The following is a 13234-nucleotide window of genomic DNA, read 5'->3' as shown; positions in this document are numbered from 1 at the left end:
AAATAAAAATCTCGACTGGTAGGGGAAAACACCGAGTGTGGCGCTTGCAAGACAACGTCTTGCGAACGCGCGCAAGTAGTCTTTATCCCCGCAAAGCCTTTTCAGGCAAGGTTTTCAGCCAAATTTCCAGACAAATCCGACAGCTCTCATGCGGGTTTGTACGGGGTCCAAAATTTTATTTTGACCGCTTCCAGACTCACTATACTTTTCCATAGGCGATACAAACGCCCATAGGTGGAACATAAAGCGTAGCAGTTTTGGCGCATAAACCCCAGAGCTGCATTCAACCCAAAGCAAGGATCAGGGTCGACGAATCTGGCGAGAGCTACCCGTCGCGTGATCAGGAGAACCAACGGTGAAGCACATCATTGCGGCCGGCTTGACGGCAATCTGCGCAACGACAGGCGCATGGGCGCAGAGCAGTGTGACGCTATACGGCAGCCTGGATGCCGGTGTCGCGTATATCAGCAATGTCGGCGGCCATTCGAAGTGGATGGAAGAACAGGGCAACATGCAGCCTGACCGCTGGGGCCTGAAGGGCGTGGAAGATTTGGGCGGCGGCCTGAAGACGATTTTCCAGTTGGAAAACGGCTTTTATACCAACACAGGCGCATTCGCTAAAGCCGGTGTGCTGTTCAATCGCCAGGCGTTTGTCGGTCTGAGTTCAGACTCGATAGGAACGGTGACCCTCGGTCATCAGACTCCGTTCAGCTTCGACGTGTTGGGTCCGCTGAGCACGGCTTATCTGGCGGCGAGCTGGTATGCGTTCCACCCGGGCAATATCGACGAACTCGCCGATACGGGCGTGGTGCCGTTCGACAATTCGGTGAAATTCCGCTCGGCGAGTTTCAGCGGCTTTCAGGTCGGCGCGATGATGGGTCTCGGCAACACGACCAACTTCTCGACCGGCAAGACACTGAGCTTTGCGCTTAGCTATGCGAACGGTCCGTTCAAGGCCGGTGCGACGTACGCGAACGAGCACGACCGCACGCCGTCGATCGTCACGACGGGCATCACCAACTTCCAGGGCGTGGCCGCTGCCACCTATACCGCGGACAAGGTCGAGAACATGGGCGCGGGCGCCTCGTATCAGTTCGGCAAGCTGCTGGTGCACGGTTTGTACACGCGCGTGAAGCTCGAGTCGGGTTCTCACTCGAACACCTATCAGAGCTACGACGTCGGCGCGAATTACCAGTTCACGCCGTTTAACACCGTGGCCGGTGGCGCCGCGACGACGACGCTGGCGGGGCATCGCTGGACGCAGTTCGAAATCGGCGATATCTACGCGCTGTCGAAGTCGACGCAGTTGTATGTGAACGCGCTGTATGAACGCGCCGGTTCGAACACGGATGCGGCGTTCTTCACAGCAGGTGTGTCGAGTGGACGGAACCAGACGATCATTCTGACTGGCATCCATCACTCGTTCTGATGCGCTGATGAGACTGTGATCCGAAGCGGCTAGTCTGGCGGCGAACGCAGCCGGACTAGCGCTGAAGCGAATGCTGAAACAGAAGCGGAGTCAGCCTGCCGCCACCGACTTGCGGCGCGCCTGGACCGCAGTCGGATCGTCCGGACGCGGCCGGTAGCTGAGTCGTTCGGACAGTTCGAGCGCCGCCTGGCAAACCGCGATGATGAGCGGCTCGCGCTCTTCGGCTTCGCCGATATCCGAACGCGGAATCGTCACGGTCAACGCCGCCGCGATCTTGCCGCTCTGGTCGCGCACCGGCGCGCTGACCACCGAAATGCCGCGCTCGAACGACGCCTCGCTCAACGCGTAACCGAGCGCCGCGCTTTCGCGCACTCTTTCGTACAGTTCTTCGACGGTGGCCGGCGTGCGTTCGGTGAAACGTTCGAGTTGCGGCTCGGGATACAGCTGCCGCAATTCCTCGAAAGTCAGATCGCCCATCAACACCTGGCCGTGCACCGTCGCATGCGCCGGCAAACGCGTACCGACATGCACCTTCACCGAGCTGAACATCGGCGCATGGGTCTGCGCCTTGGCGACGAACACCACGTCGCGCTGATCGCGGATCAACAGATGCGTGCTCAGGCCCGTGGCATCACGCAGGCGTTCGAGTATCGGCGTACCGACATCGGTCAATTCGAGCGAACTCAGATATTCGAAGCCGAGCCGCAACACCGCGACGCTCAAGCGGAAATAGCGGTCGCCATTGACGCGCTCAAGAAAGCCGAGCGCTTCGAGCGTCTGCAATAAACGGAACGTAGTGGTGCGCGGAATGCCGATGCGCTTCGACAATTCGGGCGCGCCGAGCACCGGCTCACGCGCGCTGAATTCCGCCAGAATGCGTAGGCCCCGCTCAAGACCCGGCACGAGATAAGTCGATCCGCCGGCGCTCTCTTCGTCGGTGGAATCCTGGGACTCGGCGTCATTTGCCTGGGCCGGCCGCAACGCGTCTTCCTGCGAAATCGACGCTGCCGCGCCGCGTGGCTTCGTATGCTTGCGTCCCGCTCCTGTCTGCTCTTCTTTTGCCATCTTGGCTGCCGTTTCTGCTGTTCATCAAGGTCAGATCAGCATGATAGCGCGTGGCGCGCCGCCCTCACCGCCTTCGCCATTTCTTGCGCATGACGCAGTGGCCACGAGCCCCGCGATCGTCGACCGTCACTAGGCGCGCGCCGAATGCCGCGTCGTGGTTAACCATGTCAATTGCTGCACCGCCACCATTTCACGCGGTGCTATGCTTTGAAGCGGTCCATTGCGCGATGCCTCGCTGCCGCGCTTTCGCTCCGCTCAAGCGTCCGGAGGCCACGCTCATGTCCAATTCCATTCAGATTCAGGTTGCCGACTCGCACCTTTATCCGGGCTGCGCGGTGCGCATCGCGCACTTGCCCGAGCCGGCCCGAGGGGCAGCGGCCGTCGTCGAGTTCGCGGATGGTTCCGGCGCCAACGCGACCTGCCATCGCCGGGCGCTCGACGAACTCGAATTGATGGTCGACCGCTATGCCACGCAAAAGCGTCACCCAGTCGACACACGGCATTGGCTTCTGCTTGCCGTCGACGCCACGCATCACAGTTGGCGCGTGAAGCGCCGGCTTCCTTAATCTGCATCTCCAGCTGCTTCGAATCCGCCACCGGTGCCGCGCGCACGCCGCTCCGAGCGGCGCTCCAGTGCCCGTCACAGCCACTTCGGAACCCACTGATGACCGATCACGAATCCACCCTGCCGCCGAACGCCGACAACGCCGATAACGTGAACAACGCCCCCGACGACCCCGAACGCCGCCGAGTCCTTACCGGCCTGGCAGCAGTCGGTATCGGACTGGCGCTGACGGGCTGCAAAACCGACCCAAGCGTGTCGAGTACCGGCGCGCCACGCAGCGCCGCCGACCTGCGTCTCGACGCCGCGCTTCACGATCAGGTGAAGCACATCGTCGTGATCTACGCGGAGAATCGCAGCTTCGCGAACCTGTACGGCAATTTCCCCGGCGTCCAGCATCCGCTCGATGCCGTGAGCGCAGAGCGTTATCTGCAACTCGACCGCGACGGCAAAACGCCGCTGCCGCGCTTGCCGGCCATCTGGGGCGGCCTCGTGCCGCAAGCGCAGGAAGTCGACGGCAAGCGCTACATGATCGGGCAGAAGGATATCGTCAACCTGCACAACCGCCCGTTCCATATCGCCGACGCGCAAGGCGCGCCGCTGCCCACCGGTGTGATCACGCGCGACCTCGTGCATCGCTTCTATCAGAACCAGATGCAGATCAACGCCGGCCGCAACAATCAGTTCGCCGCATGGGGCGATTCCGGCGGGCTGGTGATGGGCCATTACCGTAATTCCGCCGACACGTTGCGTCTGTGGAATCTCGCGCAGCAGTACACCCTGTGCGACAACTTCTTCATGGCGGCTTTCGGCGGCTCGTGGCTGAACCACATCTTTCTGATCTCGGCGCAGGCGCCGTTTTATCCCAACATTCAGAACAGTCCGGCGAAGAAGATGGTGTCCGTAGTGGACGGCGACGATCCGACCGGCGCGCGGCTGAAGCAATCGGCAGAGTCGCCCGCCTCCGCGCTCGACGGTCCGCCGAAATTCGTCAACGACGGCGCGTTCACCGCCGACGGCTACGCCGTCAACACCATGGCGCCGCCGTATCAGCCGAGCAACGTGCGACCCGCTGAAGGCGGCAATCCGGCCTTCGCGGACCTGTCGAATCCGCGCGTGCTGCCGCCGCAGAATTACGCGACGATCGGCGACCGGCTGACCGATAAGGGGGTGGACTGGGCGTGGTACAGCGGCGCGTGGCAGTACGCGTTGGAGCATCAGGACACGGGCGCGGTGCCTGACTTCCAGTATCACCATCAGCCGTTCAACTACTTCACGAATTACGCGCCGGGCACTTCGGCGCGGCGCAGGTATCTACGCGACGGCGGTCTCGGCAACGACGCGTCGACCAACCATCTGATCGCGGATATCGATGCAGGACGCCTACCGACGGTCACGTTCTACAAGCCGCAAGGCGATCTGAACATGCACGCGGGTTACGCGGATGTCGCATCGGGCGACCGCCACATCGCGACGGTGATCGAGCATATTCAACGCGGGCCGCAGTGGGCGAACACGGTCGTGGTCGTCACCGTCGACGAGAACGGCGGCTGGTGGGACCACGTGTCGCCGCCGAAGGGCGATCGCTGGGGTCCGGGTTCGCGGATTCCCGCGCTGGTGATTTCGCCGCTGGCGAAGAAGGGTTACGTCGATCACACGGTGTACGACACCAATTCGATTCTGCGGCTGATCAGCCGCGTGCATGGCCTCGCGCCGCTCGACGGTGTGGTGGCGCGCGATCGGGCATTCGCGAGCAACGGACTCGCGCCGTTGGGGGATTTGACAGGTACGTTGGATCTGGCTTGAGCGCTTGAACGCATGAGCGTTCGAAAGTTGAAATGCCTGCGGCGCGCGTGGCCCCAGGCATTTCAACTCGAACTACTGCGGTTTCGCCTGCGCAGCGCCGTGCAGTTTTGCAACCACCGCATCGGCAATCTGCTGAGCCGTCTTTTTGATCGTCTTCTTCTCGTCGCCGCTCGCCATCACGAACTTGGCGGCGATCACATACGGATTCAGTTTGATGGCCGCGCCCGGCATGCCCTTGCTGTCGGCTTCGTCGACGGCCTGATATAGCGGCTGCAAATCAGGCGCGCCGAGGCTGTCGCAGGACACCGCCACCTGGATGTCGTTCTGGCCCGCGCCGAAACCGACCATCGCGCGCCTGAGGCGATTGCCGTCGTCGACCCTCAAAAACACACCGCGCACTTGCCAACCGACGGTCGGCAGCGGTTGACCCGGCGCACTGCGGCGCGCATCGACACCAGCCTTTTTCAGATCGTCCGTCAGCGCGTCCGCCATTTCGTCCACGATATGTTTGGCATGCTCTTGCGGATTTTTGTCCTGGCCCATCGGTCCCGGTCCGCTCGGCAGCAAGCCGCGCAGGCGGCGCACCCGTTGGCCCGGTCCGCTGTCCGGCGTTACGTTCGCGACGTCCAGATCGAAGTCGGCGACGTAGACGACTGGCGCAGGCGCCGCGAACGGCGCACTGTCCGCCGCGGCGTTGACGGCGGCCGCCGCGCTCAGGCATCCCGCCATCACCGTGCATTGCAAAAATCGATGCAGCATGGCGTGCCTCCGCGACCGTAACAGGACGCGCCTATCGTACAACCGTGCGCAGCGTGCGTCCGTTTTTTTCGTGCCTGATCGTCATACGGTTTGCCTTGCATAACGCCCGTTGCAGCATAGACTGTTAAAGCACAACTTCGCAATTTGTACGGAACCCGCCATGCGACTGACCATCCTGATCAACGGTTCCGATCCCACCGTCAGCCACGACTACGCTGTGTTATGGCTCGACACCGACGAGCACCGGTGGTCGAGAGAAGCACATCAAGGGATCGATTTGCCCCCGTGGGGCGAACTACGCGACGACAACGGCGTGACAACTCTCTGCGCGCCCAGCACGGATGCGCCGCTGTGCACGCTGCGCGGTTTGCACGTGGACCGTAAGCAGCGCGTGAGCGCCGCGCAAGGCGCCGCGGCGTGGACCGCCCTGCCGACGCGCGCGCAGACCAGCGGTTTCTGGCGTCTGCAAGCAGTGGACCGCCAACAGGTCCGCGCCGAGCACAGCGTGTTCGGCAATTAGTTTCTGCACTTATTTTTTATCGGTCGAAATGACGCATTTAAGAGCGGGCGTTTCCGCTCGCGCATGCGTCATTTTGTACGTGCGTTCGCACGCCATCTGTTTGATTTTTTGACTGCCATTGGGTCTGCCAATTCGTCGCACGCGCATTTAAGGTCGCCTTAAGTTTGCGTGAGTAGAGTTGGAAATCCACGCATTAGGGTCGCTGCAAGGCGGCCCGTTTTTTTTGTGCGACGAGATGTGGACGTCTCCGTGCGCGCCATGCGGCGGCATCGTTTCCATGACAACGCTCAGCGCGTGAATCCGTTTTCTCCTCCGGTGTTTCCCTGCATTTCACGTCGCGCGAGATGGGCTCGCAACGCTATACTTGCGCCCCCATCCCTCGACTGACTGACACATGAAGAAGTGGTTTGCCTGTCTGTTGTTCGCCGTTGCCGCTCACGCCAGCGCAGCGCCTTCCTGCACTCAATTCACACCGAATTCGCAATGGCCGGTTCTGAGCAATCAGAAGATGGCGCCGAAAACGCGCATGCTTTGTTATAGCGATTTCGCGGTTTTGCATTCGGGCATCACGCACGGTCCGCTGTGGTCCGCCGAACATCTGACGCGCGATCACATCGAGGCCGCCAAAGACATGGTGCGCACCAACAAGTTCTTTGAAGACGCGCGCCTGCCGGACGGCGAAGGCGCCACGCTCGCGGACTACAAGCGCAGCGGATTCGACCGCGGCCACATGAGCCCGGCGGGCAATCGCTGGAATCAGGAGGCGATGGCACAATCGTTCTCGCTCGCCAACGTCGTGCCGCAAAACCGCGAGAACAACCAGCGTTTGTGGGCGCGCATCGAGACCTCCGTGCGCAAGATCGCGGTGTCGTACGACGATACCTATGTGGTCACCGGCCCGATCTTTAACGGCCAGCAGCTGCAGACTATCGGACCGACGCGCGTGTTCGTGCCAACGCAATTGTTCAAGGTGGTCTACGTGCCGTCGCGGAAGATAGCGTTCGCCGTGGTGGTGGACAATGTGTCGACGAACCGTTACGACATCAAGACGATTCACGAACTCGAAGCAACATCGGGCATCCGTTTTCCGGGTATTCCGGAGGACCTCAAAGACCAGCGACCGGGAGGACTGAAAGGTGTTTAAACCCTATTCGAACGACGACGACGTGCTCAACATTCAGGGCGATGCCTTGACGGTGAGTAACGGCACGACGCGCATCGTGCTGAACGGCACGCTGGAACTGACGCAGGATCAGCGTGGATTGAAGGCGGCGTTGGCACTGAAAGAAGCGGTGGATGCGATCGTGGCAAGCTTGCAGGCGCAGAGCAATTTGCCCGCGAAGGTCAAGGACGAACCGGACGCGAAGCCCGGTGTCGTGCAGAACCCGTTCAATTAGTCACGCAAAGCGCCGGCAGCTGGCGTGATGCATTTTTTCGTGCGAGCGGCCGGCCCTCATCTTGCGTTGCGCAGGTCGATCAACGCCAAACGAATCCGCTCCACGACCTCGGACCACCCTCTGCCTTTTTCCCGAAACAGGCGGGCAGAGGGAAACCACGGACTGTCTTCCCGTTCGAGGTGCCATCTCCAGTCGCCCAGCATGGGCAACATCAGCCACAACGGCCTACCCATCGCGCCCGCCAGATTGGCCGCCGACGTGTCCACGCTAATGATCAGGTCCAGCGCGTTCATCACTTTTGCCGTATCGCCAAATGAACGAAGACGAGGTCCGAGGTCATGCACGTTGCGCGAGCGCACGGCGTAGTCGGCGGCTTCCTCTTCGCCTTGTCCCTTCTGCATGATGTAAAACTCCACGTCGTCGAGCGCGAAGAGTGGATCGAGACAACTGAGCGACGGCAGCGATCTGGCGGCATCGTTCTCGTGCGTCGGCGCACCCTTGAAAATCACGCCGACTTTCAGTGCCTGCGCGTTGCCAGGCAAAACCATCGGTGTGTGCTCGACGTCCGCGCGCAGATACGGCACCACCTGCGGCAAATGATCGATGTCGAGAGACGCCCACACCGGGATCGCATGCGGATAGACCCAATAGTCATGACACGGCAGTTGCGGCGCATCTTCGACCGGGCAGATCGCGGTGGCCTCGCCTGAGGCCCTGAACAATTCGACGAGCGGCGCCTGACACACCACCGTCACCCGCGCCGCCCCGTGGCGTTCACGATAAATTCGCGCAAACCGAAAAAAGAAAATCTCGTCGCCCAGACCGAATTCGCTCCAGATAACGATCGATTTACCTTTAAGCGACTCGCCGCACCACTTTGCATAGGCCGGCGGCGCCACGGTGGTCCGGCCTCGCCAGTCCGCGCCGTCGAATAGCGCCTCACGTCGACGAAAACCCTCGGTGAGTTTGCCGAGAGCAATCACCATCAGCGCATTGAAGAGTCGAGGCAAGCGCTCGTTCGGGAGTCGCCGGACGCTTTCGTCCCACAGGTCCTCTAATCGATCGTGAAGGCCCCGACGCACCAGTTCAAGGTTGATGTGGAAGTAGGTCTGGAGCCGATACGGATACAGTCTTAGCGTTTCATGGCAAAGGTCCAGCATTTCCGAATCGGTTTCCGCGCCCGGCATGGCAGTGGCCAGCTCGAAGAGTGGAGGCACATCGCGCTTGCGCAGCACGATTTCTATCGCGTAAGCGGCCGCCTGATGCTGTCTGTCCGCCGAACCCTCTTGCCGATTCTCGCCGAACTCGCGCAGCACGCAAATGCGTTCGCATGACGAAACAAGCGAGGCATCATTCACCAGGTCGAGCACATTCACGGAACCCGCGCTCGGCACGTCGGGCCGTTGCAGAGTGAAGGTGCGTTCATGATCGACATCCGCGAGGGTCGGCGATATTCCTTCCTCGCCGCGAGGATCGACCGGCAACGTCAAAATCAGATAACCGCCGGGCTTGATGAGTTCGAGCCACCTGGCGAGCACCTGCCGGGCGTTGTCGAAGCGCCCAAGACAATCCGAATGAACGAAATCAAGTACATCGGCCGGCGCTTCGTCCATATAGATAACGTCACGCTCATTCACGTTCCAGGCGAACAGTTGCTCGATGCCAGGAAAAAGACCTGCGTAGTCGGAAACAGGATCGCTCCCGGCGCCGATATCCAAGCCGACGCCGGAGAAGTAGCCATGCAGAAATGCCGGATCCTGCGCGCGCCGCGACGCGAGTTTGAGTGACTGGTTCATCTGGTGTTTCGCACAAGTTAGATGACACGTCAGGCCAGTTTAACAATAGCCGTCCCGCCCGATTGACGTGGAGCGCAGATGATATTCCGCTGGCGGAAACTCCTATATCACAATACAAATAGCACTCTTTGTGCGAACAAGCCAGTTTCCAACTTGCCGTCGCAACGTAGACCAAACCACCGAAACTGCTTCGGGATCCCCAATATGTTTCAGCGGTTACGTTTTGTCACCAGAGCGACGTCAACTCCTGTCTTCCCGTCAACGTTAAACCGGCAGCGCTGAAAAATTTCAGCCGCGACACAAGAATCAACCGGTTAAACCAGGAGTTAAACCATGAAGACGCTTTTCGCCGCACTCGCTTCCGCTCTGCTCGTGTCGACCGCTTTCGCTCAAACGGCCGCACCGTCCGCCGCGCAGCCCGCGCAAACGCAACCCGCCGGCCAGGCGAACCTGAAGGCGAGCACCGCCGTACAAACGGGCGCCACGGATGACGGCGCCGCAGCAACGAAGGCGCCGGCCAAAGCCGCGACCAAAGCGCACGTGAAGAAGACTTCCGCCCATCACACGGCGAAAGCGCACAAGACCACCAAGAAGGCCGCGGCTGAAACGAGCGCCGCCACGACTAAAACGGAGAGCGCGAAAGAGGCCAGCAATGCCCCGGTAAAAGCCGACGGCGCAAAGACCGACACGACAAAAACGCAATAACACGTGATCGGTTTCGGCACGCACCGGCCAGGCATGTGTAGGTAATCGAAGCCGAACTGTGCCGTTCAGGGAGGGCGAGTCATATGACTCGCCTTTTTTTATGCGCAGTTCGTATCGATTGAGCGTGTCCGCTTCAGGCAACCCTGTATGATTTTTTCAACGCACACCCCAATTTTTGCACCGCGTTTACCCGCTGACGTCTAATCTCGAACTGTCTTGATCAACCATGGCGTCGACGAACGCCGCATCACATGGCTCTCACACAATCCATCGACAGTTTCGCCACCCAGCCGGTCAACGAGCCGCGCGTTCTACGCAGCAACGTCATTCCGTTCCCCGCTGCACGCGTGCGCTTGCAGATAACGCTGCCGCATCGGCAGTATGAACTGCCCGGCACCCAGCTTCGCGCTCTGCTTCATTCTCCTCTCGGTGTTTATGTCGTCGCCACGCAGGCGGTGCGCCAGGAAATCCGCGTGCAACTCGACATCGCTCCTGGCGACCTCGACTTCACCCTGCACACGCTGATTTCGACACTTCCCGCCGCGATGATCGGACCGTTGAAGCGGCGCAACGTGGCCGCGGTCTAGCTCGCCGCCACGCTGCCGTTCGCATTCTTCTTGTGAGCAGGCGAGAGGTAAAAAGCAAAAGCACTGCAATCAATCCGCAACGGGATTTAACTCAGCCAATGCGGCCAGCTTCTGCATGTCGGCAATTTCGATTTCGGCGTATCCGAGCTTCAGCGCGCCTTGCGTTTCAAACTGCTTCAGCACCTGGTTGATGGTTTGCCGGGACAGCGCCAGCATCATCGCGAGATCTTCTTGCGGGACTTTGAGCACGCGGCGGAATGCACCGGGCTCGCCGTAGCCACCTGCCATCAGTAACAGGCGACGCGCCACGCGCTGCGCGGCGGGCAGCAAAGCGGCTTCTTCGATCGCGTCGAAAGCAAGACGCAGCTTTTGCGTCAACAGCAAACCGAACAGATGCCAATAAGCGGGCGTACGTTCGAGTAGCGCGGCGAGTGCGGCGCGCGGAACATGAAACAGCTCGGAATCGCGTTCGGCATACGCGTCGTGAGTTCGCGGCCGGTTGTCGAACAGCGCGATCTCGCCAAACCAGTTCACCGGTTCGATGACGGCAAGCAAAGCCTCCTTGCCCGCCGAACTGGCCGCGCCGATTCTCACCAGTCCATCGAGCAGGCAATAGAGGCCGTCGTCGGAATCGCCGCGCGTGAAGAGCCGCTGACCGGCAGCAAGCCGTTCGACACGCCCCGCTTCGATCAACTGCGCCTGCATGGCGGCGGGCGTCGAGCGAAACCACGCGCTGCGTCCGAGCAGCGCGGCAAGCACATTCGATGGAAAACTCGCAGTCATAGAACGGCACTCGTGCCCGATTGTCGGCTACCCGATGGTTTCAAATTGCGCTGCCCGCGATTATGCTGACTTTGAAAGAGGAGCGGCATCCATGAGAACGCTGACGCAACAGCTTACGCAATACGCGGCCTACCATCGTGACCGGCGCAATATCGCCACGCATTTCATCGGCATTCCGATGATCGTGCTGGCGCTGGCGGTGTTGTTGAGCCGGCCTGCTTTCGCTGTCGGCGCCTGGCCGCTGACGCTGTCGCCGGCGTGGGCGTTGTTCGTCGCGGCCACGCTGTATTACCTCGTGCTCGACGTGCCGCTCGGCGTGATGATGACCTTCGTGTCCGCGCTCTGCGTCGCGTTCGGCCAGTGGACGGCCACACAGTCGACGTTCGCGTGGCTCGCGATCGGTGTAGGGCTCTTTCTGGTGGGCTGGGTGTTTCAGTTCGTTGGACACGTGGCCTACGAACATCGCAAGCCTGCCTTTGTGGATGATGTGATCGGCCTGCTGATCGGACCGCTGTTCGTGCTGGCCGAAGCGTTGTTCGGCTTCGGCTGGCGGCCCGCGCTGCGCGCAGCGATCGAGGCGCAGGTCGGTCCGACGCGTATTAATGCGGCCCATACGGCGGCGCATCGCTGAAGCGCGCCGCCGCTTCAGCGAGTGCCTGTTCGATGCGACTCAGCTCGGTGCGAGTCGAACGAGGCGCACGCTATGCAATGCCGTCAGCGCGACCGCGATCCAGATGGGAACGTAGGTCGCCAGCTGTGAGACGCTCAGCGTTTCGCCGAGCACAGTGATCGAGATCAGTACCAGCAACACCGGCTCGACGTAGCCGAGAATGCCGAACAACGCGACCGGCAACAACCGGCTCGCCTTGAGATACGACGCGAGCGCGATGGTGCTCAGCGCACCGAGACCCGGCAACAGTAGCCACCAGCGGCCGGGATGGCCGGCGATCATCGCCAGCGAGCCGCCGTTGAAAACCAGCGCAATGGCCGGCGGCAACAGCAACGCCATTTCCACAGTGAACATCGCGAGCGAGTCGTGATTGATCTTGCGACGCAAAACGAAATACGGCGGATAGCCGAGCGAGACCAGCAAAGTCGGCCACGAAAATGCGCCCGTCACCCACAATTCATGGCCGACGCCCGTCGCCGCGCACGCAACAGCCAGCCACTGCAAACCGTCCAGACGCTCGTGATAATAAAAGCGCCCGACTAATACCATCGTCAGCGGCATCAGGAAATAGCCGAGCGAGACTTCGAGCATCCGGCCATGTAGCGGCGCCCACAGAAACACCCACAGTTGCACGCCAAGCAACGCCGCGCTCACGATCATCGCCATGCCGAGTTTCGGCTCGGTCACCATGCGGTAAAGAAGCCGCCGCAGAATGGGCAGGCGCTTTCTCAACGCCACCAGCAACAATGCTCCCGGCACAGTCCAGATAACGCGCCACGCGAAAATGTCGAGGCCGCTTAGCGGCGCGAGCAGGGTTGCGTAAGCGGACAGTAATGCAAACGTCGTGGTCGCGCACACCGACAGCGCGATCCCGCGCCTTAGGTCATACTGGTTCATCGAGCGACCGGTTGGGTAGGTGCTTCGAGAAACAATACCGGCGCGTGCGCGGGTAGTGTTGTTTGCAGCGCAGCATTCAGGCGCTCGGTATTTGTTGTTGTCATTGGAAGTGAAGTCTCACAAGCGGGCAGTACGTATCCAGCCCTGCGTTTTTTGCTTCGATAAAAGGATACGAAGGCGGCATTCTAGACGGCTTATCCGCTCGCGGCTCCCGCGTGGGTCCGCGCGCTGTCATCAATCGGCTGGAATTATTCCGTG

The 13234-nt window shown here is 60.9% G+C and carries 15 protein-coding genes; 10 read left to right on the top strand and 5 right to left on the bottom strand.

The annotated features are described in order from the left end of the window. The first annotated feature begins 355 nt into the window (after nt 1–355). Nucleotides 356–1429 carry a porin gene (locus BPHYT_RS34925; protein WP_012428840.1) on the top strand — a complete coding sequence of 358 codons (1074 nt, stop codon included), beginning with the start codon at nt 356–358 and terminating at the stop codon, nt 1427–1429. Between the two features lie 90 nt (nt 1430–1519). Here BPHYT_RS34925 and BPHYT_RS34920 read toward each other — a convergent pair whose 3' ends face one another. Then, nucleotides 1520–2494, bottom strand: coding sequence for an IclR family transcriptional regulator (locus BPHYT_RS34920; protein ID WP_012428839.1), 975 nt, complete (start codon nt 2492–2494; stop codon nt 1520–1522). A 278-nt stretch (nt 2495–2772) separates the two neighbouring features. On the opposite strand from BPHYT_RS34920, the gene BPHYT_RS34915 reads away from it, so the two are divergent. Together BPHYT_RS34915 and BPHYT_RS34910 are read left to right on the top strand one after the other, a co-directional pair. After that, a complete protein-coding gene (locus BPHYT_RS34915) occupies nt 2773–3060 on the top strand; it encodes a hypothetical protein (protein ID WP_012428838.1) in 288 nt (95 codons plus the stop codon). A gap of 98 nt (nt 3061–3158) precedes the next feature. After that, nucleotides 3159–4862: an acid phosphatase gene (locus BPHYT_RS34910; RefSeq protein ID WP_012428837.1), complete on the top strand. Its 1704-nt coding sequence runs from the start codon at nt 3159–3161 to the stop codon at nt 4860–4862. Nucleotides 4863–4934: 72 nt separating this feature from the next. Here BPHYT_RS34910 and BPHYT_RS34905 read toward each other — a convergent pair whose 3' ends face one another. Then, nucleotides 4935–5621 carry a DUF4410 domain-containing protein gene (locus BPHYT_RS34905; RefSeq protein ID WP_012428836.1) on the bottom strand — a complete coding sequence of 229 codons (687 nt, stop codon included), beginning with the start codon at nt 5619–5621 and terminating at the stop codon, nt 4935–4937. Between the two features lie 160 nt (nt 5622–5781). On the opposite strand from BPHYT_RS34905, the gene BPHYT_RS34900 reads away from it, so the two are divergent. The 3 genes from BPHYT_RS34900 to BPHYT_RS34890 all read left to right on the top strand — a co-directional run bounded on the left by BPHYT_RS34900 (nt 5782) and on the right by BPHYT_RS34890 (nt 7538). Then, nucleotides 5782–6141, top strand: a complete 360-nt coding sequence (locus BPHYT_RS34900) for a DUF3564 domain-containing protein (protein WP_012428835.1) — start codon at nt 5782–5784, stop codon at nt 6139–6141. Between the two features lie 394 nt (nt 6142–6535). Further along, nucleotides 6536–7285, top strand: coding sequence for a DNA/RNA non-specific endonuclease (locus BPHYT_RS34895; RefSeq protein WP_041759408.1), 750 nt, complete (start codon nt 6536–6538; stop codon nt 7283–7285). Further along, the gene (locus BPHYT_RS34890) at nt 7278–7538 is read left to right on the top strand and encodes a hypothetical protein (RefSeq protein WP_012428833.1); all 261 of its coding nucleotides are present in this window, start codon (nt 7278–7280) and stop codon (nt 7536–7538) included. The genes BPHYT_RS34895 and BPHYT_RS34890 overlap by 8 nt, the downstream gene beginning before the upstream one ends. 56 nt (nt 7539–7594) lie before the next feature. On the opposite strand, the gene BPHYT_RS34885 is transcribed toward BPHYT_RS34890, so the two are convergent. Continuing rightward, a complete protein-coding gene (locus BPHYT_RS34885) occupies nt 7595–8773 on the bottom strand; it encodes a methyltransferase type 11 (protein WP_238535720.1) in 1179 nt (392 codons plus the stop codon). 189 nt (nt 8774–8962) lie between these two features. Between BPHYT_RS34885 and BPHYT_RS39375 the strand changes: the two genes are divergently transcribed. From BPHYT_RS39375 to BPHYT_RS34875, 3 genes are all read left to right on the top strand, one after another. Next, the gene (locus BPHYT_RS39375) at nt 8963–9325 is read left to right on the top strand and encodes a hypothetical protein (RefSeq protein ID WP_238535719.1); all 363 of its coding nucleotides are present in this window, start codon (nt 8963–8965) and stop codon (nt 9323–9325) included. Between the two features lie 342 nt (nt 9326–9667). After that, nucleotides 9668–10039, top strand: coding sequence for a hypothetical protein (locus BPHYT_RS34880; protein WP_012428831.1), 372 nt, complete (start codon nt 9668–9670; stop codon nt 10037–10039). A 251-nt stretch (nt 10040–10290) separates the two neighbouring features. Beyond that, the gene (locus BPHYT_RS34875; protein ID WP_012428830.1) at nt 10291–10626 is read left to right on the top strand and encodes a hypothetical protein; all 336 of its coding nucleotides are present in this window, start codon (nt 10291–10293) and stop codon (nt 10624–10626) included. A gap of 69 nt (nt 10627–10695) precedes the next feature. Here BPHYT_RS34875 and BPHYT_RS34870 read toward each other — a convergent pair whose 3' ends face one another. Beyond that, the gene (locus BPHYT_RS34870) at nt 10696–11409 is read right to left on the bottom strand and encodes a Crp/Fnr family transcriptional regulator (protein WP_012428829.1); all 714 of its coding nucleotides are present in this window, start codon (nt 11407–11409) and stop codon (nt 10696–10698) included. A 91-nt stretch (nt 11410–11500) separates the two neighbouring features. On the opposite strand from BPHYT_RS34870, the gene BPHYT_RS34865 reads away from it, so the two are divergent. Beyond that, nucleotides 11501–12040, top strand: a complete 540-nt coding sequence (locus BPHYT_RS34865; protein WP_012428828.1) for an Mpo1 family 2-hydroxy fatty acid dioxygenase — start codon at nt 11501–11503, stop codon at nt 12038–12040. Between the two features lie 39 nt (nt 12041–12079). Here the strand turns inward: BPHYT_RS34865 and rarD are convergent, their stop codons facing one another. Continuing rightward, nucleotides 12080–12976 carry an EamA family transporter RarD gene (rarD, locus tag BPHYT_RS34860; protein ID WP_012428827.1) on the bottom strand — a complete coding sequence of 299 codons (897 nt, stop codon included), beginning with the start codon at nt 12974–12976 and terminating at the stop codon, nt 12080–12082. Nucleotides 12977–13234 lie beyond the last annotated feature (258 nt).

It is taken from the genome of Paraburkholderia phytofirmans PsJN (assembly GCF_000020125.1).
In the GTDB taxonomy this organism is placed as follows: domain Bacteria; phylum Pseudomonadota; class Gammaproteobacteria; order Burkholderiales; family Burkholderiaceae; genus Paraburkholderia; species Paraburkholderia phytofirmans.
Note: the sequence above shows the minus strand (reverse complement) of the source record. Positions and strands in the feature narration are given on the sequence as shown.